20 protein-coding genes, 2 tRNA genes and 1 pseudogene are annotated in these 24,622 nt (G+C 65.8%); 14 read left to right on the top strand and 9 right to left on the bottom strand.

What is annotated here, in order from left to right:
• Window positions 1-80: 80 nt before the first annotated feature.
• The gene (locus tag ACWDPV_RS16085; RefSeq protein ID WP_449743806.1) at window positions 81-566 is read left to right on the top strand and encodes a cold-shock protein; all 486 of its coding nucleotides are present in this window, start codon (window positions 81-83) and stop codon (window positions 564-566) included.
• Window positions 559-1,866 carry a deoxyguanosinetriphosphate triphosphohydrolase gene (locus ACWDPV_RS16080; protein ID WP_449743805.1) on the top strand — a complete coding sequence of 436 codons (1,308 nt, stop codon included), beginning with the start codon at window positions 559-561 and terminating at the stop codon, window positions 1,864-1,866. Before ACWDPV_RS16085 ends, ACWDPV_RS16080 begins: the two co-directional genes overlap by 8 nt.
• Before the next feature lie 24 nt (window positions 1,867-1,890).
• On the opposite strand, the gene ACWDPV_RS16075 is transcribed toward ACWDPV_RS16080, so the two are convergent.
• Together ACWDPV_RS16075 and ACWDPV_RS16070 are read right to left on the bottom strand one after the other, a co-directional pair.
• Entirely contained in the window at window positions 1,891-3,177 is a 1,287-nt protein-coding gene (locus tag ACWDPV_RS16075) for a glycoside hydrolase family 3 C-terminal domain-containing protein (RefSeq protein ID WP_449743804.1), read from the bottom strand.
• Window positions 3,178-3,340: 163 nt separating this feature from the next.
• Window positions 3,341-4,009, bottom strand: a pseudogene (locus tag ACWDPV_RS16070) (glycoside hydrolase family 3 N-terminal domain-containing protein); the annotation flags it as partial.
• 251 nt (window positions 4,010-4,260) lie between these two features.
• On the opposite strand from ACWDPV_RS16070, the gene dnaG reads away from it, so the two are divergent.
• Window positions 4,261-6,180 carry a DNA primase gene (gene dnaG, locus ACWDPV_RS16065; protein WP_449743803.1) on the top strand — a complete coding sequence of 640 codons (1,920 nt, stop codon included), beginning with the start codon at window positions 4,261-4,263 and terminating at the stop codon, window positions 6,178-6,180.
• Window positions 6,181-6,227: 47 nt separating this feature from the next.
• On the opposite strand, the gene ACWDPV_RS16060 is transcribed toward dnaG, so the two are convergent.
• From ACWDPV_RS16060 to ACWDPV_RS16045, 4 genes are all read right to left on the bottom strand, one after another.
• A complete protein-coding gene (locus ACWDPV_RS16060) occupies window positions 6,228-6,392 on the bottom strand; it encodes a hypothetical protein (protein WP_449743802.1) in 165 nt (54 codons plus the stop codon).
• A 127-nt stretch (window positions 6,393-6,519) separates the two neighbouring features.
• Window positions 6,520-7,101 (bottom strand): zeta toxin family protein, encoded by a 582-nt coding sequence (locus ACWDPV_RS16055; RefSeq protein ID WP_449743801.1) that lies wholly within the window; start codon window positions 7,099-7,101, stop codon window positions 6,520-6,522.
• A complete protein-coding gene (locus ACWDPV_RS16050; RefSeq protein WP_449743800.1) occupies window positions 7,098-7,478 on the bottom strand; it encodes a TA system antitoxin ParD family protein in 381 nt (126 codons plus the stop codon). Before ACWDPV_RS16050 ends, ACWDPV_RS16055 begins: the two co-directional genes overlap by 4 nt.
• Window positions 7,479-7,990: 512 nt before the next feature.
• Window positions 7,991-8,067, bottom strand: a tRNA-Ile gene (locus ACWDPV_RS16045).
• A 174-nt stretch (window positions 8,068-8,241) separates the two neighbouring features.
• Here ACWDPV_RS16045 and ACWDPV_RS16040 point away from each other — a divergent pair.
• The 6 genes from ACWDPV_RS16040 (at window position 8,242) to ACWDPV_RS16015 (ending at window position 13,785) form a co-directional block, all read left to right on the top strand.
• Window positions 8,242-8,937, top strand: a complete 696-nt coding sequence (locus ACWDPV_RS16040; RefSeq protein WP_449743799.1) for a GntR family transcriptional regulator — start codon at window positions 8,242-8,244, stop codon at window positions 8,935-8,937.
• A gap of 97 nt (window positions 8,938-9,034) precedes the next feature.
• Window positions 9,035-10,462: an allophanate hydrolase gene (locus ACWDPV_RS16035; RefSeq protein ID WP_449743798.1), complete on the top strand. Its 1,428-nt coding sequence runs from the start codon at window positions 9,035-9,037 to the stop codon at window positions 10,460-10,462.
• A 52-nt stretch (window positions 10,463-10,514) separates the two neighbouring features.
• Window positions 10,515-11,210, top strand: a complete 696-nt coding sequence (locus ACWDPV_RS16030) for a cysteine hydrolase family protein (RefSeq protein WP_449743797.1) — start codon at window positions 10,515-10,517, stop codon at window positions 11,208-11,210.
• Between the two features lie 102 nt (window positions 11,211-11,312).
• Window positions 11,313-12,905 (top strand): regulator, encoded by a 1,593-nt coding sequence (locus ACWDPV_RS16025; protein ID WP_449743796.1) that lies wholly within the window; start codon window positions 11,313-11,315, stop codon window positions 12,903-12,905.
• 157 nt (window positions 12,906-13,062) lie between these two features.
• Window positions 13,063-13,135: transfer RNA gene (locus tag ACWDPV_RS16020), tRNA-Asn, on the top strand.
• Window positions 13,136-13,635: 500 nt separating this feature from the next.
• Entirely contained in the window at window positions 13,636-13,785 is a 150-nt protein-coding gene (locus ACWDPV_RS16015; protein ID WP_449743795.1) for a hypothetical protein, read from the top strand.
• A gap of 181 nt (window positions 13,786-13,966) precedes the next feature.
• Here the strand turns inward: ACWDPV_RS16015 and ACWDPV_RS16010 are convergent, their stop codons facing one another.
• A complete protein-coding gene (locus tag ACWDPV_RS16010) occupies window positions 13,967-14,311 on the bottom strand; it encodes a rhodanese-like domain-containing protein (RefSeq protein ID WP_449743794.1) in 345 nt (114 codons plus the stop codon).
• Between the two features lie 520 nt (window positions 14,312-14,831).
• On the opposite strand from ACWDPV_RS16010, the gene ACWDPV_RS16005 reads away from it, so the two are divergent.
• From ACWDPV_RS16005 to ACWDPV_RS15990, 4 genes are all read left to right on the top strand, one after another.
• A complete protein-coding gene (locus ACWDPV_RS16005) occupies window positions 14,832-15,617 on the top strand; it encodes an SDR family oxidoreductase (protein ID WP_449743793.1) in 786 nt (261 codons plus the stop codon).
• Between the two features lies 1 nt (window position 15,618).
• Window positions 15,619-17,112 (top strand): flavin-containing monooxygenase, encoded by a 1,494-nt coding sequence (locus ACWDPV_RS16000; protein WP_449743792.1) that lies wholly within the window; start codon window positions 15,619-15,621, stop codon window positions 17,110-17,112.
• 31 nt (window positions 17,113-17,143) lie between these two features.
• A complete protein-coding gene (locus tag ACWDPV_RS15995) occupies window positions 17,144-18,904 on the top strand; it encodes a hydantoinase B/oxoprolinase family protein (RefSeq protein WP_449743791.1) in 1,761 nt (586 codons plus the stop codon).
• 68 nt (window positions 18,905-18,972) lie between these two features.
• Complete coding sequence (locus ACWDPV_RS15990) at window positions 18,973-21,072, top strand: hydantoinase/oxoprolinase family protein (protein WP_449743790.1); 2,100 nt, start codon at window positions 18,973-18,975, stop codon at window positions 21,070-21,072.
• Between the two features lie 190 nt (window positions 21,073-21,262).
• Here ACWDPV_RS15990 and ACWDPV_RS15985 read toward each other — a convergent pair whose 3' ends face one another.
• Both ACWDPV_RS15985 and ACWDPV_RS15980 read right to left on the bottom strand, forming a co-directional pair.
• Complete coding sequence (locus ACWDPV_RS15985; protein WP_449743886.1) at window positions 21,263-22,171, bottom strand: AraC family transcriptional regulator; 909 nt, start codon at window positions 22,169-22,171, stop codon at window positions 21,263-21,265.
• 119 nt (window positions 22,172-22,290) lie between these two features.
• Window positions 22,291-23,475, bottom strand: a complete 1,185-nt coding sequence (locus tag ACWDPV_RS15980) for a M24 family metallopeptidase (RefSeq protein ID WP_449743789.1) — start codon at window positions 23,473-23,475, stop codon at window positions 22,291-22,293.
• 211 nt (window positions 23,476-23,686) lie between these two features.
• On the opposite strand from ACWDPV_RS15980, the gene ACWDPV_RS15975 reads away from it, so the two are divergent.
• On the top strand, window positions 23,687-24,475 hold the full coding sequence (locus ACWDPV_RS15975; protein ID WP_449743788.1) for an IclR family transcriptional regulator: 789 nt from the start codon (window positions 23,687-23,689) through the stop codon (window positions 24,473-24,475).
• Window positions 24,476-24,622: the final 147 nt, after the last annotated feature.

Below are 24,622 nucleotides of genomic sequence, written 5' to 3'. Positions count from 1 at the left end.
GTCTGTCACAATTGGAGTCCATACCGCCGCACGGGCAAGGGGTCCGTGGTGCGCGGAGTGAGAGAGTGAGTGGGAGAGTCGTGGCAGTCAGTGGCAAGGTCGTTCATTACGACGCGAATCGGGGATTCGGATTCCTGGCACCGGAATCCGGTGGGGCCGATGTGTTCTTGCACATCAACGACATCGACATCGACGAGAACGAGTTGAAGCCGGGCGCCAAGGTGTCCTTCGACGTGGAGGAGACCGACCGCGGCGCGAAGGCGATCAACGTCGCCGTCACCGAGGCCGCACCGGCCGACGACGCGCCCGCCGGTGCGCGCCCGCATCGTCGCGACGACCACCACGGTGGACGTTCGCACAATGATCGCCATGGCGGTGACCGGCAGGGCAACGAACGTCCGCGTCGTCCTCGCGCCGGTAGCGGCTCCCTCGATGCGGCGGCATTCACCGAGGAGCTCACCGAACTGCTGCTCGACTCCGCCGACGACCTGACCGCAGCGCAGATCGTCGCCATCCGTCGTCGCATCACCGATTTCGCCGTCGGCCGGGGCTGGGTGCTTGACTAGTACCCCCATCGCGGGGCGGTCCGGCATACCGCCCACCGCGTTCTACGGCGATGAGGCCACCGAACGGATGGTGCCCGAGGGTGCCAAGGTGGCGAGTCTTCCGGGAACGCGGACCGATCACCGCAGTGAGTACGCGCGCGACCGTGCGCGCGTACTGCATTCGGCTGCGCTTCGTCGGCTCGCCGACAAGACGCAGGTGGTCGGGCCGCGTGAGGGTGATACGCCGCGAACCCGGCTGACACACTCGCTGGAGGTCGGCCAGATCGGCCGCGGCGTGGGTATCGGGTTGGGATGTGAACCCGATCTGGTCGAGCTCGCCGGGCTGGCCCACGACATCGGGCACCCGCCGTACGGTCACAACGGCGAACGTGCGCTCAACGACTTCGCCTCCGACATCGGCGGATTCGAGGGCAACGCGCAGAATCTGCGCATCCTGACCCGGCTCGAACCGAAGCTCCTCGACGATCAGGGTCGTAGCGCCGGACTCAACCTGACCCGCGCATCGCTCGACGCGACGCTGAAGTATCCGTGGACGCGGCGGCCACCGAAGGTGAAGTTCGGTGCCTACGCCGACGACGCCGCCGCGCTGGACTGGATTCGACGTGGCGCGCCAGGGGACCGCAAATGCATCGAGGCGCAGGTGATGGACTGGGCCGACGACGTCGCCTACTCCGTGCACGACCTCGAGGACGGTGTGATCGCCAACCGCATCGATCTGCGGACCCTGGCCGACCCGGATGATCAGCGCACCCTCGCCGAGATCGGTGTGAAGGAGTTTCCCGAACTCGAACCCGAGCCGTTGATCGATGCGGCCCAACGCCTTTCCCGGATGGATATCGTGGCGGCGGTGGGCGTGTTCGACGGTAGCCTGGATGCCTCGGTGAAACTCAAGCGTCTCACCAGTGAGCTCATCGGACGATTCGCCTCGGCCGCGATCACCGGGACCCGTGAGGTGGTCGGTGATCGGTCGATCTCCCGGTACGACGCGGACCTGCAGGTACCCCCGTTGATTGCGGCAGAGGTCGCGATCTTGAAAACCCTTGCGCTGCGCTTCATCTTCTCCAACGCGCGGCACAAGGCGCATCAGGCGCGGCAACGGGAGCGCATTCACCGGGTGGGGGAGTGGCTGACCGCCGCAGCCCCCGGGGGCCTCGACCCGGTCTTTGTGCCGAGTTGGGAGCAGGCCGCCGACGACGTGGCCCGCAAGCGGGTCATCGTCGATCAGATTGCGTCGATGACCGAGGGCCGTCTGGAACGGATGGACAAGCAGAACTCCGGGGCGCAAGCGCACCTCGGGTAGTCGCCGGGCGGGTCGGTACGCCGCTCAGTGAGCCGCGTTGGCCCGATCGAGGATGTCGCGCAACACCTCTGGTGGCAGCAGGCCGCCCGAGAAGTCGACGATGCGACCCACCGGCACCGATCCCATGATCGTCACCAGATCCATGCCCTCACCGGAATCGGCGCCGTCGAACATGGCGCCGACGATCGGTGCCATGCCCTCGGCGGCCACCGGGTCGGCGAGGACCTCGGCCACGCTGGATTCCATGGTCAGTGGGATGCGGGGTTGATCGCCGACGATGTCCACCGTGGCGGTCACCCGGATGTCGCGGCTCGACGCTCCCACCGAAATGGTGTGGGGTGCGGATTCCACCACGAATCGGTGGGCGCGAATATCCCAGTACGCCAGCTCATCCGGCTCCACGGTGATGGTCACGTCGCCGCTCTGGCCGGGGTCGAGGACGATGTCGGCGAATCCCCGCAGCTCTCGGATCGGTCGGCTCACCGCCGATCCGGGCACACCGACGTAGAGCTGCACGACCTCGCGGCCGCGCCTCGGACCGGTGTTGGTTACGGTCACGGTGGCCTCGATCGTCGCCTCCGCGTCGACCGACACGCGCAGGTCGGCGTAGTCAAAACTGGTGTAGGTCAACCCGTGTCCGAAGGGGAAGGCGACGTCCAGGTCGCGGGCGTCGTACCAGCGGTATCCGATGAACAGTCCTTCGCCGTAGTGGACGTGCCCGGATTCGCCGGGGAAGTTCAGGAAGTCGGCGGTGTCCTCGATCCGCATCGGAATGGTTTCGGCGAGTCGCCCCGAGGGATTCACCTCGCCGAACACAACGTCGGCGATCGCGGAACCGGCCGCCTGGCCGAGCAGTGCACCGTCGAGAATGGCCGGTGCCTCCAGCGGGGACACCGCCAGCACACCACCGTGGGCGAGCACGATCACCGTGCGCGGATTGGCGGCCGTCACCGCGGCGGCGAGGGCGATCTGATCGGTGGGCAGGTCGATGTCGGTGCGGTCGAAACCTTCCGACTCCTGACGGTCGGCCAGGCCGAGGAACAGCAGCACCGTGTCGACCGACCGCGCCAGTGTCACCGCCTCCTCGGCGAGACCGGAATCGTCGGTGTCGTCGAGTCGGTAGCCCGCGGCGAATGGCACGTCCCCGTCGGCGCGGTGACCGACCTCGTCGAGCGGCACATCGACGCGGGTGGCGTTGACATGCGACGAGCCGCCACCCTGATACCGGGGCTGCGCCGCCAGGGCGCCGATGACGCCGATGCGTTCGGAGGTCGACAGCGGCAGCAGCGCATCGTCGTTGCGCAGCAACACGATCGACGCGGCGGCGGCCTCCCGGGCGAGAGCATGATGGGCATCGAGGTCGACGGGGTCGGTCGGGGCATCGGTGGCTCGACTCGGTGGCCCGGCCGACCAACGCGACCACGCGACGCGCGGCGGCTCGCAGCGCGCCGGCGTCCAGGGTGCCCTCGGCGACGGCTGCGGCGACCCGCTCGTCGGAGCGTGGCCCGGGGAAGGGCATGGTCAGATCGAGGCCGGCGGCGATCGAACGCACACGCTCGGCCACCGCACCCCAGTCGCTGACCACCACTCCGTCGAAACCCCAACTCTCACGCAGGATCTCGGTCAGCAGTTCACGGTTGTGGGCGGCGTGCACGCCGTTGATGCGGTTGTAGGAACACATCACCGTCCACGGTTGCTCGTCGATGACGATCTGGCGAAACGCCCGCAGATACAGTTCGTGCAGGGACCGTTCGTCGACGTCGGCGCTGATCCGCATCCGATCGGTTTCCTGATTGTTGACCGCGAAGTGCTTCAGCGATGCCCCGATCCCGCGACTCTGCAGCCCGTGCACCCAGGAACCGCCGAGCGCGGCGGTCAGGTGGGGATCCTCGGAGTAGTACTCGAAGTTGCGTCCACCGCGCGGTGAGCGTTTCAGATTTACGCCGGGTCCGAGCACGATACTGACGCCCTGCGCGCGGGCCTCGTCGGCGATGGCAGCACCGACCCGCCGCGCCAGCGTCCGATCCCACGACTGCGCCAACCCGGCCGCGGGCGGGAAACACGTCGCCGGTTCGCTGCCAGAGATCCCGAGGTTGTCGGTGGCCCCGGACTGACGACGCAGACCGTGCGGGCCGTCGGTCATCAGGATCGACGGCAACGACCCCTCGGGCTTGGTCGTCCAGAAGTCGTGTCCGCTGGTCAGGCGGGCCTGCGCGTCGACGGGCAGGTCATCGGTCGGTGACAGCGATGTCATGGTGCTCCTTGTCGATCGGCGACCAGGATGGTCGGTCGCTCCGCATCCGACGGTAGCGGCGATCCCGGGTCGCCCCGTCCCATTCGGCCGCAGTGCACACCGTGCCGACGCCCGCGACGGCGGTCACTACACTGGTCAAAGTGGCAGGCCGAATCCCCGATCGCGACATCACGGCAGTCCGTGAGCAGACCCGCATCGAGGACGTCATCGGCGAGTACGTGGCGTTGCGGCAGGCCGGTCCGGATCGGCTCAAGGGACTGTGTCCCTTCCACGACGAGAAGACCCCGTCGTTTCATGTCCGCCCGCATCATGGGCACTTTCACTGCTTCGGGTGCGGTGAGGGTGGCGACGTCTACAGCTTCCTGCAGAAGCAGGAGCACATCGGCTTCGTCGAGGCCGTCGAGCAACTTGCCGACCGGCTCGGATACCAGATCCACTATGAGGGCGGCGGCACCAGCGTCCAACGTGATCGGGGGACGCGGGCCCGGCTGGCCGCGGCCAATGCCGCGGCGCATGCGTTCTACGTCGAACAGCTGAAGTCACCCGAGGCGCAGACGGCCCGTGACTACCTGACCGACCGCAATTTCGATGCGGCCGCGGCGGCCCAGTTCGGATGTGGCTACGCCCCCGGCGGGTGGGACACGATGACCAAGCACCTGCTGTCGCAGGGATTCGAGTTCTCCGAGCTCGAGGCGGCCGGGTTGTCGAAGCAGGGGCGTAAGGGGCCGATCGATCGATTCCATCGACGCCTGCTGTGGCCCATCCGCAACCTCGGCGGCGACATCATCGGATTCGGGGCTCGCAAACTCTTCGACGACGACAACCTCGGCAAGTACATGAACACGCCGGAAACCATGCTGTACAAGAAGTCTCAGGTGCTCTTCGGCCTGGACCTGGCGAAGAAGAACATCGCCAAGGGGCATCAGGTGGTGATCGTCGAGGGCTACACCGACGTCATGGCGATGCATCTGTCCGGTGTCACCACCGCGGTGGCGTCCTGCGGGACAGCCTTCGGTGAGGACCACCTTGCATTGGTGCGGCGGCTGATGATGGACGACACGTACTTCCGCGGCGAGGTCATCTACACCTTCGACGGCGACGACGCCGGAAAGGCGGCCGCGCTCAAGGCCTTCGAGGGTGAACAGTCGATCGCCGGACAGACCTTCGTGGCCATCGCGCCCGACGGGATGGACCCGTGCGAACTGCGCCAGGGGCGCGGTGACGCCGCCGTCCGCGACCTCATCGCCCGCCGGGTACCGATGTTCGAGTTCGCGATCAAGACGTTGATCGCGGCCTATGATCTCGACACCGCCGAAGGCCGGGTGCACGCACTCCGTGAGGCGGTGCCCGTCGTCGCACGCATCAAAGACGTTGCGCTGCGCGACGAATACGCCCGGCAGCTGGCCGGCTGGGTGGGCTGGGAAGAGGTACCGCAGGTGCTCGCACGGGTTCGTGAAGAGGGGGCCCGGCATGCCCGCGCCAGCGGACGGACGCCGCCCACGGGCATCCGGACGAATCGTCGTGAGCGACCCGAGGCCGCCAAGCCGCCCGAACCGGGCAAGCCCCGCGCCGACGACCCGCGACTGTGGCCGGAGCGCGAGGCGCTCAAGGCGGCGTTGCAGTATCCGGCGATCGCCGGCACCGTGTTCGACTCACTGCCCGGCGAATGCTTCACCGATCCCGCGTACGCGCGTATGCGCCAGGTGATGGCCGATCTCGGCGGCACGTCGTCGGGGATGGGTGGCGCCCAATGGGTGGACGCGGTCAATCACGAGGTCGATGATCCGGTGCTCTCGCCGTTGGTCACCGAACTCGCGGTCGAGCCGATGCCGGTGGTGGAAGAGAACATTCCGCGCTACATCAACAGCGTGCTGGCCCGGCTGCAGGAAGTGTGGGTCGGCGCGCAGATCGCCGACATCAAGTCGCGGCTACGTCGCATGTCGCCCAGCGAGGATCCCGACGCCTATAACGCGGTCTTCGGGGATCTCGTGGCCCTCGAGGCCTACCGCCGCAGTCTGTTGGAGCAGGCCGTCGACCCGGGTGCCGCCGACGCCGGCTGACCTCGCGATCATTGGGGCTCGCCGTGGACGCGGCGTCCCGGAACCCTTCAGGCGGCGTCGTCGAGACGACTACCCGGGCGTAGTTCCGGCGGATACAGGGGTCGGTGCGGGTCGTCGGCGTTGTAGGTGCATCCGCCGGCGTAGGTGTGGATGATGCCGCAGCGATCGGGGATCGGCGCGGGCCGTCCCCAGATGTGATCGATACTCCGCATGAGTGTCCTCGCCCCCTGATCGCCTGTCGGCGCTGCTCCTTCTCGATTGCCAGAAAGTATGGGGTGTGACCTGTCCGGATGGGCAGTGAGCGCAGCGTTTCACTCGTCGTGACCGGTGTGGGGTATATCACTCGGTAGATGACGGGGCTGGTAGGAGAGCATGTGGCGTCCACTCGGGCCAGTCCTGCGAGCCCACCGGGGTGCCGTCGACGAAGCGCGCCACGATGCGAGGTCGCGACATGCTGTTGTCGTAGACGGTGACCTGGTCGGCGCGGCGCACGGCCTCGGCCGCCAGCGGCCAGACACGGGCGTAGCGAGCGCGGATCTTGTCCTCGGGGACGGTATGGCCGCCGCTGGTCACGCGCAGTCGAACGCGGTGGACGGCGAGTTCCTCGGGAACCATGACGACGTGCAGCATCACGCGGAACCCGTGCTCGTGGGCGGCGTCGATGACGTCGAGTTTCGACGGGTGGGAGAAGACGGTCTCGGCGATGAACGATTTGTGCAGCCCGATGAGCGTCGTGCGGGTGCGGGCGGCGACCTGCGCCGCCTCGTAGGAGTGTTCGGCGGGTGCGGTGGGCCAGCGCAGGCGTGCGATCTCGTCGGCATTGACGAACGGCGTGTGCAGCAGCGGCATCAGGTGTTGTTGCGCCAGAGTCGATTTGCCCGCGCCATTGCACCCGATGACCAGATCGAGGCGAGGGCTCACTCCAGGATGACCGTCGACCCGTCCGGCCGGTACTCGACCATCCGGCCGAGCTCATCGAGTGCCACCGACGAAAATCCCTGTGCGGCACGATCGGTCACCACGTCGGTGCGGGCGAGTCGTTCTTCGAGATGCGCGTCGATCTCGGCGTCGAAGACGACCGACTCCTCCGGGGTGAGTTCGCCGATCGGGAGGCTGCCGGCCAATGCGGCCTCGACTCGTCGTCGCGCGGAGCTGGTGCGCAGCGACACTCCACGGCCGACGCGGGCCCAGTGCTCGAGTTGCTGACGCGCCGAGCGGTGTTCGCGGGCTCCCTCGGTGCCGGCCTCCTCGACCAGGGCGGCCGAGAAACGGGTGACCTTGTCTGCCGTATCGGCCATCGCGGACTCCCACTGTCGGTGTTGCATTCTGCTACATGCGCCACTGTAGCAGAATGCAACGGGGGAGCGGCGGTCAGAATTGCGACGGCTGCGCGGTCGGCGACTACACGAGCCCGCGCCCCGATGACCTCATCGGGCGCGGGCTCGTTGTGTCGGCGTCAGTCTTTGTTGCCCGGGATTCCGATTGCGAATCCGATCCCGATGATCACACACGACACGAGGGCCACTGCCGGCATCACCCACATTGCGTTCATGGCGGCGACGCTACGCCCGGGCACGCAGCGCCGGGAGCGCTTTCGGCGAGGTCGGGACCTCCGATGGCGGAATGGGGTCTTTGGTCTCGCCGGTGACGGCGATCGTCCACATCCGGGTGGTGGAGGGCCTAACCGTGAATGTGCTTGGGCCGGAAGATGTCCCGGCCCGTTCGCATGATGTTTGGCGTCGTCGCGTGCCTGCAACGGCTGGATTGCCGACGGGACGACGACGCGCTTGGAAGCCGGTTGCGGCCTCGATGGTGGGGCGGGCGGGGCTCGAACCCGCGACCTACGGATTATGAGTCCGCGGCTCTAACCGACTGAGCTACCGCCCCGTGGGGCGTGAAACATGCCCGGGCAGCGAGATTACCGCACCGCGCATACCGCTCGGCGGATGCCTGCGGCGTCGTGGTCGCTGGGCGCGATCGCCCATGACTAGACTCGACGGGAGTTTGCACGAGAGCGCCGACGAATCCGACGGGCGCCGACACCAGGGAGCGGTTTCGACGATGGCGGGGCACGACGGGGCAGAGAGGGCGCGCGGGCTTCCGGAGAGCCTCGTCGACGTCGCCGCCCGCCGTATCCGCGACGCGATCCTGTCCGGCGAACTCCAACCCGGTGAGAAGGTCGTCGAGGAGAACCTGTGCGCCGATCTCGGGTTCAGCCGTGCCCCGGTCCGTGAGGCGCTTCGTCTCCTCGCGCAGCAGGGACTGGTCGAACACCTACCGCGGCGGGGTGTGCGGGTGGCGGAATGGTCGCCGCGTGACATCCTGCAACTGTTCGAGCTCCGGGCGCTGCTCGAGCGGTTCGCGATCGAGTCGGCGTTGCCGTTGCGCGACCCCGACACCCAGCTCGCCGCCGTCCGAGAGGCCTACGAACAGTTGCGGCGGGCGTCGGACGACCTGGAACGCGACGATGCGCACCGCCGGTTCCACGCGGCGGTGATGGCGCTGGCCGACAATCGGCAACTCGACATCGCCCTGGCGCCGATCCTGCTGAAACTGCAACTGCCGATGGCGGTCAACCTTCGGTCCGAGGCCGACGACCACGGGTCCGACGACGGACTGCGCAGGCATCGGACCATTCTCGAGGCGTTGGAATCCAATGATCCCGACGCTGTGGTCGCGGCGATGCATGATCACGGGCACCTCCGATATCTGGATCTCGTTGCGGCGACCGGCGACGACGCCGATGTGTCCGCCTGAGAGCCACCTGATCGGTGCGTGACGCGGCGGACAGTCGCTAACACAAACGACACATAACCGTTCCCCAGGCGCCATGATTCTGTCGACAATCGACGTTATGAGATTTTCAACGACGGGCCAGGGTCCCCAATCGGGACCATCCGTGGCCGAGATCATCGACAGTCACATCAGTGGAAGTGGGTCGCCGACACGAACGGCCGGTCGGGTGGCCGACGCCATCGAGGCGCGCGGCGACGACGGGGTCTGGCTCTCCACCGTTCCGCGCGATCAATTGCTCTCGGCGGCAGCAGAATTGGAGTCGCGTCTGGGGGCTCGTGGGCTACCGCTGTACGGCGTGCCGTTCGGGGTCAAGGACAGCATCGACGTGGCGGGGGTGCCGACCACGTTGTCGTGCCCGGACTTCGCCTATGTCGCCGAGAAGACCGCGCCCGCGGTGCAGCGCCTCCTCGACGCCGGAGCGCTGTATGTCGGCAAGACCAACCTCGATCAGTTCGCGACCGGCCTCAACGGAACCCGCACCCCGTACACCATTCCCCGCAGTGTGTACGGGAACGAAATGATCTCCGGCGGTTCGAGTTCCGGATCAGCGCTGGCGGTGGCGCTGGGGCAGGTGCCGTTCGCTGTGGCCACCGACACCGCCGGATCGGGCCGGGTGCCCGCCGCCCTCAACGGCGTCGTCGGGTACAAACCGTCGCGCGGTCTCATCAGTGCGGTCGGACTGGTGCCGGCGTGTAAGTCGTTGGACTGCATCACCCTGATGGCCGGGTGCGTGGATGATGTCGATCGCGTGATGGCGGTGCTGGCCGCCGTCGACGACGCCGATCCCTGGTCGCGTCCGGCCGGTGCGGCCTGGGAAGGGGATCGGCTGCGGGTCGGATTGCCCCCGGTCGACGAGCTGGAGTTCTTCGGCGACGAGCAGATGCGCGAGGCGCACCTGGCGTTCCGGAACCGGTTGTCGCACATGGAGATGCCGACCCCCATAGACATCGTCGACGTCTCCTTGGGGCCGTTTCTCGCGGCGGGGGAGTTGCTCTACGCCGGACCGTGGGTGGCCGAACGGCTGGTGGTGTTCGGGGAGTTCCTGGCCGAACATCCCGACTCCATCCATCCGGTCGTCCGCGACATCCTGCGCAGCGGCCTCGACTACACCGCCGTCGACGCCTTCACCGCGATGCAACGGCTGCAGGAACTCAAAGGTGTTGCCGCGCAGTTATGGCGGGGGATCGACGTGCTCGTGGTCCCGACCATCGGCCGCACCTTCACCGTTGAGGAGGTGCTCGCCGAGCCGCTTGCAGCGAACACCGCACTCGGCCACTACACCCATTTCGGCAACCTCCTGGATCTGATGGGAGTGGCGGTGCCACAAGGTCATACCGCCGACGGCCGGCCGCACAGCGCGATGCTTCTCGGCAACGCGCTCACCGACGATGCCGCCCTGGGTCTGGCGGCGGCGCTACTCGATGAGCCCCGGCCGCACGCGGCCGTCGGCGCCGAGACCGCGGCCGGTGCGCCCATCTCGTCCTGACCCGTCGGCCCCCGATCTCCCGTTCGTTGTACCCCGCCCCGAGAGGATTCTCATGGTGTCCATCACCGCACAACCCGCCCCCATCGAGCTCGATCTCGACCACACCGCGCTGGTGATCATCGATATGCAGCGAGACTTCCTGTTGCCCGGGGGTTTTGGTGAAACCCTGGGTAACGATGTCGGTCAACTGCAGAAGGTGGTGCCGCCCCTGGTGGAGTTGCTGGCAGCCGCCCGGGCGGCCGGCATGGTCATCGTCCACACCCGGGAGGGTCACCTACCCGATCTGTCGGATTGTCCACCGGCCAAACTCCACCGCGGTGCGCCGAGCAAACGCATCGGTGATCCCGGCGCGTTCGGACGCATCCTCATTCGCGGGGAGTACGGCCACGACATCATCGACGAACTCGCCCCGATGGAGGGGGAGTACGTCGTCGACAAACCCGGTAAAGGCGCGTTCTATGCCACCGATTTCGGAAAGATCTTGTCCGACAACGGGATCACGCAACTACTGGTGACCGGGGTGACCACCGAGGTGTGCGTACACACCACCACCCGCGAGGCCAACGACCGCGGATACGAGTGCGTCGTGGTCGCCGATTGCGTCGGTTCGTACTTCCCCGAGTTCCAGCGCGTCGGCCTGGACATGATCGCCGCACAGGGCGGCATCTTCGGCTGGACCGCCGCGAGCGCCGACATCATCGCCGCCCTCACCGGCAGCGAGCGCCCCGGCATCGTCGCCGCCTCCTGACCCGACAACCCTCTTCACCATCCCCGACACCCTCCGACGATCCGTACCCAACCCTCGCCACACCTGTCTCGCCACATCTGTTCTGCCGAAAGGATTTCCGTCATGAGTGCCACCGCCGAAACCGCGCCGCCAGCACCGCAGACGCCCGCGCCCACCACCGTTCCGTGGTGGACCCGGGGCGACACCAACGCCTTCGTCGGGCTCGGATTCAACATCCTCGTCAACGTCCTCACGCTGACCGGGTTGATGATCGCCGTCGTCAAGATCCCCGCCGCCGACGTCCTGGGGACGGTCCTGCCGGCTCTCGGTGTGGCGCTGGTGCTGGGCAACGTGTATTACACGTTCCTGGCGCGGCGACTGGCACAACGCGAGGGGCGTACCGATGTGACGGCGCTGCCGTACGGGCCGAGCGTCCCGCACATGTTCATCGTCGTCTTCGTGGTGATGTTGCCGGTCTATCTGAAGACCGATGACGCGATGCAGGCGTGGCAGGCCGGTGTGGCGTGGGCGTTCATGATCGGTGTCATCGTGATGATCGGCGCCTTCATCGGGCCCTACGTCCGCAAGCTCACACCGCGTGCGGCGATGCTGGGCACCCTGGCCGGTATCTCCATCACGTTCATCGCCATGCGGCCGGCCGGGCAGATGTGGGATGCGGCATGGATCGGCCTGCCGGTGCTGGCGATCATCCTCATCGGCTTCTTCACCGACGTGAAGCTGCCGGGCAACATCCCCGTAGGCCTGGCCGCCCTGCTGGTGGGTACCGCGATCGGCTGGATCGGTGGGTTCATGTCGGTGCCCGATCTGTCGCAGGCGGTGTCCGACATCGCGGTCGGTATCCCGGATCAGCGCTTCGACATGCTCTTCTCCGGTCTCGGCGATCTCGCGCCGCTGCTCGGTACCGCGATCCCGCTGGGCGTCTACAACTTCACCGAGGCGATGAGCAACGTCGAGAGCGCCGCGGCGGCCGGTGACAACTACAACCTCCGCAGCGTCCTGCTCGCCGACGGTGCCGGTGCCTGCATCGGTGCGGCCTTCGGGTCGCCGTTCCCGCCCGCGGTGTACATCGGCCACCCCGGATGGAAGGACGCCGGCGGACGATCAAGCTACTCGCTGGCCAGTGGCGTCGCGGTTGGCGTGCTGTGTTTCGCCGGGCTGTTCGGTGTCCTCGAGGCACTACTGCCGGTGCCCGCGATCGTGCCGATCCTGCTCTACATCGGCCTGCTGATCGGTGCACAGGCCTTCCAGGCGGTGCCGCGCCTGCATGCGGTGGCCGTCGTCGCCGCGATCCTGCCCAACCTCGCCCAATGGGGGTCGGGTCTGATCGACAATGCGCTGGCGGCGGCCAACACCACCGCCGCCGACGTCGGGGGTGAGGCCCTGACCAACGCCGGTCTTGTCTACAGCGGCCTGACCACCCTGGGTCAGGGGGCCGTGCTGGTCGGACTGGTGCTCGGCGCGATTGTCACGTTCATCCTGGACAAGAAGTTCCACTTCGCGGCGATCGCGTGCGCCGTCGGAGCGGTGCTGTCGTTCATCGGATTGATCCACGCGCCGGAGGTGGCGTGGGCGGCGAACCCGGAAGTGGCTCTGGGCTACCTGTTCTTCGGCATCGTCTGCTTCGGGTACTGGTTCCTGCCCAACGCCCGCACACCGGTCACCGTGGACGAGGCCGACGTGGTGGCAGGTCACTAACCGGGGGAGGTGGTTTCGGCGGCGTCGGCGCTCAGCTGAGTGTCGACGCCGCCGAGGCTGTGAGCTGGCGTTTTGTCGTTTGCTCGCCCCATGCGCTAGAGTCAGCGTTCGGTTCTGAAGGACCCCGAACGAGGGCCGGACGGACCGAAACGAGCAATCCCCCATAGCTCAATTGGCAGAGCATTCGACTGTTAATCGAACGGTTACTGGTTCGAGTCCAGTTGGGGGAGCAGAGTTTTCGCAGGTCAGGCCCGGTTTTCAACCGGGTCTTTCTTGTTTGGTCCTCACGTGGTCGATCGAGGGGACATAGCGAAGCTCATGACGATACTGAACGAGCTCCAGCTCATCGGTGTCAATCAGACAGCCGAACAGGCCGTCAAGCTCACCTATACCGCCCTCGTCCGCAAGGTCGTGGGATCGGGCAGCACCAAGAGAGTTGGTGAAGGCGAGCAACGACGCGTATCAAGTGCCGCTCCAGGAGTTCACAAATGCAGTCCGCGCCCATGCGGGCTTGCCGGAACAAACTGTGTCGATGAGCATCGAGGGCTCCGAGGTTCTGAAGTCGCTCGACTCAGATGAGCTGATGCCAAGAAGTCGAAACCGCGCCGAGGCTGGACCGCTGAGCGTCCCGAGGAGCCTGCCGGCGAATCCTCGTCGGCCGCGTCCAATGAATCTGTATGCGGCGCTCCTACGCCTTGGCGCGCGCACCGAACAGGCTTGGTGATCCCGAGTGCGCAGATCGGGCACAGCAACGCCGGGAGCGATCTCGCCGGCGATGCTGGCCGCCGGCACCGCGTACGCCCGCCGGTCCACGCATGCCCGTGCCGGAAGTCAGGACGAGATCGGCTCCGAGCCGTCGGAGGTCGGCCCGTTGCGTTGAACATGCCACGCGACCGAGACGGAACCTTCACGCCCCGTCCGGTACCAAACGGGGCGAACCCCAATCTTCACAAGCTTTCGGCGGGGTTGTCGTGGGCGGCAACGACATCCCCGCCCCCGCCGAGTGAACCCGCCAGATCCGGCTGGTGAGCCCTCCCAACCCGCCGAGTGAACCTGCCGTGTCAGGTCATCGGCGCATCCGGGTCCAATGCCCGCTCGTTCAAGGAGTCGTCGTAGACCCGCACATCCTGGTGAATCTGGTTGACAAGGCCGAATGCGTCGAGACTCGCCGCGATTCCGCCGCCGCAATAGACCGCAACGGGTCCGTCATGGGGGTTCAGTTGACCGAATGCGCCATCGAACCGGAAGTGGCCAGAGTTCTTGTCGATGAGGGTCACTGCCGGGACATTCACCGAGCCGGGTATTCGGCCCGCGCGGCCCGGGAAGCCCAGATCGGATGTGGGGTCCGCCGGTGGCAGTGCGCAGAGGAGCACGCCAGGAGACCGTCCGTCGACGATGGCGCGCACCCGTGTTCGGTGCCGTCGGGGTCGGTGTGGCGGACCTGATATCGGCCCCTCGGCAGTCTGCGGACGTCGCCGAATCCGCGCGTGCTCGGCGTCCTCACTGTGCAGATTGCATGCCAGAGCAGCAGTTCATCGGCGTCCGTGACATTGCACGCCATTCGGGGTGTACCGGTGGCGTTGACTGCGAGTCAGAACGTCTGGATCACAGGTCGGTCACACACTTCCGCACAGCCAGGTTGCTGCTTCGATTCCAGACAGGGGAGAAGCCCTGGCCGCAGATCTGTCACGAATGACGTTGCTCCGCAGCGATGTGTGCATCGGGGAACATCGTTCATCACTACGCAGAACTGCGTCTGGGTATACGTTTCCATCCCGTTACCGGCTCATCTCGCGCACAACGGATGTTGCCTGCGCATTCTGCATTGTCGCAGATCAGGGCGGCACCTAACGTTCCGTGCACTGTTGGACGCACTACTGCGCGACAGCCATTCACGTCACAGGACTCAGCCCCCTGGGAGGAACAATGCCCAATCTGTCCGGGCGCACCGCGATCGTCACCGGTGGCGCCACACTCATCGGCCACGGGGTGGTGGCCGAACTCGCCGCGGCCGGTGCCGCCGTCGTGGTGGTCGACGTCGACGTCGTCGGCGGCGAGAAGGCCGCAGCCCAGGCCCCCGGTATCGACTTCATCGAGACCGACATCACCGACGACGACGCACTGGCCCGGATGGTTTCGAGCGTCGTCGATCGCCACGGCGGCATCGACATCGTCGTGAACCTCGCCGCGGTCTACGTCGACGACGGGTTCGACACATCGCGGGCCGACTGGCTCACCGCGCTGAACGTCAATGTGGTCTCGATGGTCGAAGTCGTCCGGCACGCATTCGACCATCTCGAACGGAGCGAGCACGCCTCGGTCATCAACTTCACCAGCACCTCGGCCAAGGTCGCACAGACCGGCCGATGGGCCTACCCGGCGAGCAAGGCTGCCGTCGCCCAGCTCACCCGATCGATGGCGATGGACCTTGTGCCTCATGGCATTCGCGTCAACAGTGTGAACCCGGGGTGGACCTGGTCGAAGGTCATGGACGAACTCTCCAACGGCGACCGGACCAAGACCGACGCCGTCGCGGCGCCATTCCATCTGACCCGTCGTGTCGCCGATCCGTCCGAGATCGGCCGCGTCGTCGCATTCCTCGCCTCGGATGACGCCTCCGTCGTCGTCGGCGCCGACTGGGCCGTCGACGGTGGTTACTCCGCCATGGGCCCGGAGTCGTTTGTTCCCGCAATCCCGAAACTGACGGAGTGACATGAAAATCGGAATCATCGGCGCGGGCTTCGCCGGCCTCTCCAGCGCAAAGGTCCTCACTGAACTCGGCCACGACGTCGTCGTCTACGACGCGGCTCCCGACGTCGGTGGGGTATGGAGTTCCATCCGCCGCTACCCGGGTCTGACCACCCAGAACAACAAGCAGACCTATCACATGTCCGATCACCCGATGCCGCGGTCATATCCGCAGTGGCTGGGTGGTGAGCAGGTGCAGGAGTACCTGGAGACCTACGTCGAGAAGTACGGTCTCGCACCGTATCTCCGTCTGGGCACCACCGTCGTCAACGCTGCTCCGAACGACGACGAAACGGGCTGGCTGGTCGTATCGGCCTGCTCTCAACAGCCCGGCAGTACCGTCACCGATCACTATGATCATCTCGTCGTCGCAAACGGCATCTTCTCCACGCCGGTGCTCCCCGACTACGAGGGCGTCGCCGAACTCGAGGCGGCCGGTGGTCGACTCATCACGACCGGCGATCTGCGCTCACTCGACGAGGTGGCCGGACGCAACGTGGTCATGGTCGGGTATGGAAAGTCGTCCTGCGATGTCGCAGCGGTCGTGGCACCGGTGGCCGCCAGCACCACCGTGATCGCACGTGGCCTGCTGTGGAAGGTGCCTCGCAAGATCCTGGGCGTCCTCAACTACAAGTACCTGCTGCTCACCCGGATGGGTGAAGCACTGTTCCGCTACCAGAATGTCTCCGGCATGGAGAAAGTGTTACACGCCAACGACTCTGCCATCGCCCGTGGACTGACGGACTCGGTGGAGAAGGTGGTTGTCCGTCAACTCGGGCTCGACAAGGCCGACCTCGTCCCCGACGAGCCGTTCCACACCATCGCCAAGGCATCGGTCAGTTTGGCGTCGGAGGGATTCTACGAAGGCGTCCACGACGGAAGTATCACCGTCCGTCGGGATCGGACCGTCGCCCGGTTCCTGGAGAAGGACTCCAAGCCATTCGCGGAACTGTCCGATGGCACCGTGATCCCGGCAGATGTGGTGATCTGCGGTACCGGCTTCCGTCAGGAGGTGCCGTTCTTCGACGACGACGTCCAGGCTCGTCTCACCGATGACGCCGGCAACTTCCAGCTCTATCGCCACATCCTGCCGATCGACGTGCCGAATCTCAGTTTCGCCGGCTACAACTCGTCGTTCTTCTCGCCGCTGTCGGCCGAGATGGCCGCGGTATGGACGGGGTCGTATCTGGCAGGCCAGCACACCGTGCCGTCGAAGGACGAAATGAGGGCATTCGTCGCCGAGCGTGTGGCCTGGATGGAGCAACGGACCGACGGTCACCATGCGCGCGGCACCAACGTGGTGCCGTTCTCGCTGCACAACATCGACGAACTGCTCGACGAGGCGGACCTCAATCTGGGCGCGGTCACCAGGGCAATGCAGTGGTTGCTGCCGGTGCGGCCGTCGTCGTACCGAAAGGTCACCCGAAAACTTGGCAAACGCATTGCTGCACAACGCTGATTAGTCCACACATCAATCACCGGAGAACCCCATGACAACTGACAACAATCCGACCACCACGGTCGATCCGATCACCGCCTCGGTACTGCAGCGCCGGGTGGATTCGATCACCAAGGAGATGGCGACGATGCTGATGCGTTCGTCCCGCTCGCCGATCTTCAACGAGATCGGCGACCTGGTGACCGTCATCTTCGATCGCGAAGGAAACACGTTGGCGCAGGCCGAATTCGCGGCCATCATCGCCTTCGGTGCGCATCCGTCTCTCGAATACATCATCAACTACTTCGGTGACGACATCCACGAGGGAGACGTCATCATCCACAACGACGTCTACCACGGTGGAAACCAGAACGCGGACACCGGGATCTACATGCCGGTGTTCGCCGACGGTGAGTTGATCGGCTGGACGGCGGCCAAAGGTCATCTCGCCGACATCGGCGGCATGACAGCCGGTGGATATAACCCGAACGCTCGCGATATCTGGCAGGAAGCCCTGCGGATCCCGCCGGTGAAGGTCATCGATCGCGGCGTTCTACGAAAGGACGTGTGGGATTTCATCGCCGCCAACATCCGGTTCGGATTCGTGATGGAAGACATCCGGGCGATGATCGGGTGCTGCACGGTGGGTGGCCGACGCCTCGTCGAGGTGATGAGCCGTTACGGGCTGGCGGCCTACGAATCGCATTGGGCCTACGTCATCGATAGCTCGCGCAAGCAGGTCGAGGCAGAGATCGGCCGGTGGCCCGACGGGCACTACCACGGCGAGAGCTTCATGACGTCGGACGGATTCGACACGAAAAAGAAGTACAAGATCGCCGTCGACATCGAAATCGTCAAGGAGAAAATCGTTTTCGACTTTACCGACAGCGACGACCAGTCACCCGGAATCACCAATATGCCGGCTGCCGCCGCCAAGGGTGCGGTGCGCATCGCCTTCCTGATGCTGATGGCGGCAGGTGGAATCCGAATCCCCACCAATCAGGGGCTGTTCGAGCCGATCGTGACGAAGTTCCGCAAGGGCTCGATCATCGACCCTGAGTTTCCCGCGGCCACCATCTACGGTAATCAGCTCTGCGACGAGGTGGTCGAGGCGATCATGCTGGCTCTCGCCGATGCGCTCCCGGACCGTGTGACCGCGGGCTGGAACAAATTCATGTGCACCGCGACCAACGGCATCGATCCCCGCACGGGAGAGCCATTTGGCACCTTCACGGTTTTCCAGCGCACCGGACCGGGTGGCGTTTCCGGGCAAGATGGTTGGGATGCACTCGGTTTCACGGGAACAGCCGGACAGATGCGTGCACCGGATCCGGAAATGCTCGAACTGACGACTCCGCTGTTCCTCGAATACCACGAGTACCTGCCGGATTCGGCGGGCGCCGGGGAATTCCGCGGCGGACTCGGAACGCGCTCGGCGTGGCAGTCATACGGGGAGGGGCAGATCGGTGTCACCCTGGCCGACAACATGGCCGCCGAAGGGGCATTCCCGGCGCGTGGCATGTTCGGTGGTCACGACTCCGGACTGAACTCGCTGACCATCGAATACCCGGACGGCACCGTTGCCGACTGGGGGTCGAAGGAGATCGTCGACCTTCCGCCGGGCACGCGCATCGTCTCCCGGGCCGGTGGCGGCGCCGGGTACGGCGATCCCAGGCTGCGACCGGCAGCCAAGGTGCGCGCCGAGGTGATCGCCGGGATCTTGTCGGCCGCGCGTGCGCGTTCGGATTACGGCGTTGCGATCACCGATGCCGGCGAGATCGACGAGACCCTGACCGCCACGCTGCGCTCCTGATCCGCAACCCTTGTGACCCCGGCCGGGTCACCCATCACCGAACAACTCTTCGACATAGGTAGGAAACCGTGAGTATTCGAATCGGAATCGACGTTGGTGGCACCTTCACCGATTTCCTCGTCATCTATCCCGACGGCCGTCGCCGTATCCACAAGACCAGTTCGGTTCCGTCCGACCCGCCCCAGGCTGTGCTCAACGGCCTGACCGAACTCGCCGCGATCGAGCAGACCTCGCTCCCGGAGTTCGTCGCACAGATCGGCCTGATCGTGCACGGCACCACCGTCACCACCAACGCTCTGCTGACCCGACGCGGCCCCACCACCGCCATGCTGGTGACCGAGGGGTTCCGTGATGTGCTGCCGATGCGGCACGGGACGCGGGAGGAGCCCTACGACAACCGCCTGGCCCAACCGGAGCCGTTGACGCCGCGGGCGCTGCGCCTTCCGGTCGGCGGGCGGATCAACTACGAGGGTAAGGAACTCACCCCCCTCAACGAGGGCGACGTCCGCGCCGCTGCCCGCTTGCTCCGGGAGGAGGGAGTGGAATCGGTGGCGGTGTCGTTCATGCACTCGCACGCCAACAACGCGCACGAGAACCGTGCAGCCGAACTGCTCCGCGAAGAAGTCGGTGACATCTATGTCACCGAATCGGCCGAACTCCTCGGGCAAGCCCGCTACTACGAGCGGTCCAGTGCTGCGGTGCTCAATTCCTATGCGGGACCGATCATCAGCACCTACCTGACCACGCTCGCCGGCATTCTGGACTCGGTCGACTTCGCCGGGCTGCTGCTGATGATGCAATCCAACGGCGGCGTCGCCACACCCGACGAGCTCGCCAAGCGGGCGGCGCTGTCTCTGCTGTCGGGACCGGCGTCCGGACCCACCGCGGGGCTCCTCGTCGTCGGCGAACATGGGTGGGATTCGTGCCTCACCGTCGACATGGGTGGCACGAGCTTTGACGCCGCGGTCGTCAAGGGCGGCAAGCCCCTCATCATGACCGACGGTGAGATCGACCGCTGGTCGATCGCGCTGCCCGCGGTCGACATTCACACCATCGGTGCCGGCGGTGGCTCCATCGCGTCGGTCGACGAGGGCGGAATGCTCAGCGTCGGGCCGCAAAGTGCAGGTGCCGCACCAGGTCCCGCGTGCTATGGGCGTGGGGGAGTCCGCGCCACCACCACCGATGCCGACGTGGTGCTCGGTTATCTCGATCCGGAAAGCTTCCTCAACGGGCAGATGTCGCTCGACCGTGCGGCAGCCGAAGAGGCCATCCGCCGCGATGTGGCCGAGCCGCTGGGACTATCGGTGATCGATGCCGCGGCGGGCATCTACGAGATGGTCAACGTGTCGATGGCCACTGGCGTCCGCGACATCACCGTCCGGCGCGGTCTCGATCCCCGCGACTTCCCGATCGTCGTCGCCGGTGGTGCCGGACCGGTGCACGCCGCGGCCATTGCGCACGAACTCGAGATCCCCGTGCTCGTGACCCCGCGTGACTCCTCCATTTTCTGCGCAGCGGGAATGCTGGTGTGCGACTTCAAGCATGACTACGTGCAGAGTGCGCACGACCGCCTGGACACGCTCGACCCGGCGGCGCTGGCCGCGATATGGCAGCGTATGGCCAGTGAGGGCCGGGAAACACTGCACGTCGAGGGCGTCACCGACGACGCGATCAGTTACGAACCGTCGATGGATATGCGCTACAAGGGTCAGTGGTATGAGCTGACGATCTCGGTGGACCCCGGGGCGGTGGGCGCCTCGCCCGACCTTGGCGCGATCGCGCAGGCGTTCCACGAGGAGCATGCGGTGCTGTTCGGCTACAACAACCTCGAGATGTCCATCGAGATCCTCAACATTCGACTCTCGGTGGTCGGGAAGACCTCCGACGAGCGAATCAGCCTCAGTTCCGAAGTGGCAGTGGACATGCCGTTCGGCGCGGGACGCCGGGAGATTTACTCGCCCCTGCGTCGGGAGATGGTCGAGGCCGAGGTCTACCGAGGGACGGCGATGGGGCCGGGCACGCAGATCTCCGGTCCCGCGGTCATCGAGTTGGGTACCACCACAATCATCGTTCTGGATCAATACGATTGCGTTGTCGATCGTTCCGGGTCGTTCGTGATGTATCTGCGCGATCGCGCCGACGAGGTCATCGCCAAGCTCAAGCTCTGATGCACGGACGAAAGCGGGGGACGAATGATCGTCCCCCGCTTTCATATTGGGCGATTGTGTTGGGCCGCGCGGATGTCATGTGTCGTGCCCCGTGCGCACGACCCTGCCACGGCGTGCGAATCAGGGCCGATCATGCCGTGAGCGGATCACCTCGTCCGCGATGCGTCGGCGGCGATATACCACCGCACGCTCAACGCGCCAACGTCTCCGACGGGAGCTCGGAGAATGTGGCGCGGTAGGCGTCGGCGAATCGGCCGGCGTGGAAGAATCCCCATCGCGCGGCGACATCGGTGACCGAGGTGTCGGCAGGTGAGGACTCGACCAGTTGCTGCCGGGCCCGTTCGAGCCGAGTGCTGCGGAGTCGATGCAGTGGTGTGGTGTTGAGCTCACGAGCAAACAGATCCTGCAGCGATCTGGTCGAGACGCCCACTTCGGACGCCAGGTCTGTCACGCGCCACGGATGTTCGGGCCGATCCTCGATGAGCGCGATGGCGGCGCGAACCGCACGCGACACGGGTGTCCGCGTCGGCATCTCCGTGTGTGCGTCGTTGGCCTGAATCGACAGCAACCCCGAGATCAGGGTCTGCTCGAAGTTGGTGGTCACCAGCGGGGAGTCGAAGAGACCGGTCGCAGGGCTGCTGAGCGAGTCGACGGCGAAGTGCACCAACCTGGTCCACGCTTGCGTCGCCGGTGCTGTCAGATCCAGCCGTGCGTCGAAGATGACTGGGGCACCACCTGTGTCGGCGGCGGCTTCGAGCGCCCCGCGGCGGATGTAGATCACCAGCTTCTCGCACCCGTTCGACCAGATCATGTCGATGGGTTCGGTGGGGGAGGTGACCGAACCGGTCTGGCGATCACAATGCAATTCGCGAGCACCGATCCGAAGGCGGGCATTGCCCGCCACCGGGACCTGGACGAGATAGAAATCCTCGAGGCGTCCTGGTGTGATGTGCACTTCACCGCCGTAGCGCATGTAGTTCAGCGTCACGTCTGCGCCGATAGGGGCAGAGTTGTGTACCAGATCGAGGCGGCTGTTGACGCCCAGGGTCAGGCGGTGCGGGCAGTAGCGGCGCGCTACGGACTCGCGTGCCTGGTCCAGGTCGGTCGTTGCGCAGGCACGATAGCGGGTGAGTAGGTCGGTGGTGATCTCGAAACCCCTGTCGAACTCGGTGGGATTGCCGCCATGATAGTCGTGCCATCGACCGATGGCACGACTGATCAGGATTCGTCGACGCTGACCTCACCGCGCCCGATCCGGTAGAGACCGGTCGGATGCTCGGAGAGCTTGCGGCTACCGTCGCGGGCCACCACGAAGGTATCGGCCATGTAGCCGCTGGCGACGTCGGTGCGGTCGGCGACCATCGGGTGCAACGTGATCACCATGTTCGCCTCAATCGTGTCCTGGATCGACTGTTCGCCATCTTCGACGACGTCGAGTCCGATCATCGGCTGCTCGAGAACGTCGAGCCCCAGGGAATGCCCGGTCCAGTACGACGACTTCGCACCCTGCGCATGCACTCCGTCGAGCACCCGCCGTTGGATGTCGCCGGGAAGGACACCCGAGCGCATCACCTTCGCGCCGCCGGCGATGCCATCGGCGGCTGCTCGTGCCATCCTCTGCGTCGTCTCGTCCGGGTGGGCGAAGGTGACCATCCGGGCCAGTTCGGTCCAGTAGCCGGCCGGCCCGACGATCTCGAAGGAGAACGTGTGCACGTCGTGGGCGCTGAGGACGCGGTCCCTGGGCGTGTCGAAGGTGGAGTGGGAGTGTGCATTGTCCAGGTCGGTGTGCATCGAGAGGAACAGCGGGTCCTCGCCACCGAGCCGGCAACCCACCCGGTACATCTCGGCGGCCACCTCGCGTTCGGTGATCCCGGGCCGCACGATCTCGACCAGTCGCGCAAAGCATTGGTCGAGGATGTAGGCCGATTCCTCGGCGCCCCGGAGCTCGGCGTCGCTCTTGACCGCGCGAATCCGCTCGAACTCGGCAGAGAAGTCGACGAAGTCCACGCCGGGATAGGCTTCGGTAAGCGCCAGGTATTCGCTCACCTTCATCACCTGGTTGAGTCCGACGATCCCGACCCGATGGAACTTGGGACGCAACGCGAACGCTTCGACGAGGCCCTCGGCGATCGTGCCGGGGAATCGGTAGTCCTGCACCCAGCCGGACTTCGGCTTGCGCGCACCGATCAGGTTGCCGGACAGCACGAGGAAGGGCTCCTCCTCACGAAACATGACCGCGTTTCCCGAACGGTGACACAGGTTGTAGTCCGCCACGTAGCGCAGCGAGCCCTTGTGGCCGCGGTAATCGTTGGCCGCGAACACCAGCGCGTCGAGCCCGTGATCGGCCATCGCCTTGTTCAGCACCGCCCAGCGTCGATCCCGTTCGGTCAGTGATGTCGTCATCGTCAAGTGTCCTCTCTCCTACGCGTCCCCGCGTGGATATACGTATCCACTGACGAAAAGGCATGTGCCAGTGCGGTGTTGTGTGGTGGTGACAGACCAGGCTCGGACGGAGCGCAGGGCCGGGAACGGCTTGCACCCGTGATCGTCTCGGTGTGGCGAGACTATGTCGTTTCGATTGGCGCGGACAACGGAGCGCGCTAGTTTTTTCGGTGTGGAGAATTCACACCCTGGTGCGAGGGATGCGGTAGGTGCGCACCCGCCGATCGAATCGGTGCATCGCGGACTGGTCCTGCTCAAGGCGTTGCGGGACGGGCAGACGCTGGGTGTCACCGACGCTGCCGAACTCCTCGAGGTCGCGCCGTCGACCGCGCATCGTTTATTGAATGCCCTGTGCTTCGACGGTTTCGCTGTGCAAGATCGGGAGCGCCGTTACCGCCTCGGACCCGAATTCCGGCCCGACGAGTCGCGTCCGATCAAGATCGGTGACCTACGGGCCGCGGTTCGGCCGGCGATCGAGGATCTCGGACACTCCATGGGCGAGACCGTGCACGTCTGGATTCGGCAGGGACCCCTCCTGCGCTGGGTCGACGGTGTGGAAGGGGCCGCACCCGCCCACGTCAGTCCGGATGGGTGGGATCGGGTACCCGCCTATGCATCTGCCGCAGGAAAGGCGCTGCTCTCAGAGCTCACCAACCGGCAACTCGAAGAGGTGTTCGCCGCTGGGCTACCGCCGGCCAGGTCGTCGCGGATCAGCAGTCTGCGCTCCCTGAAACGTCATCTCGGCTCTGTGCGTAGCCGTGGCTACGCCATCAGCATCGAGGAGTCCGCGCAGGGTGTCGACGGAGTCGCGGTGAGCGCCAAAGACGGTTATGGCCGGCCGGTTTTCGCGATCTCCCTGGCGATTCCCAGCTCTCGGTTCGACCGATCGGCATTGCCGGAGTATGTCGACGCCCTGCGTATCGCGGTCGAGCGCACCGAATCGGCGTTGAGCGCCGACTGAGACGTCTCCGATTCCCCAGAAGAGAATCGCGCCCCAAAGATCTGGTGAGATCGGGCGACCCGACTCTACGGTCCATGACACCGGTGACGACACCGGTGGATGATCGCAGGGAGGTGGACGGTCGGTGGGTGGACGAGGTGCAATGCT

This window comes from Gordonia sp. NPDC003504, assembly GCF_053587995.1.
This window is presented reverse-complemented; position numbering and strand designations above follow the sequence as displayed.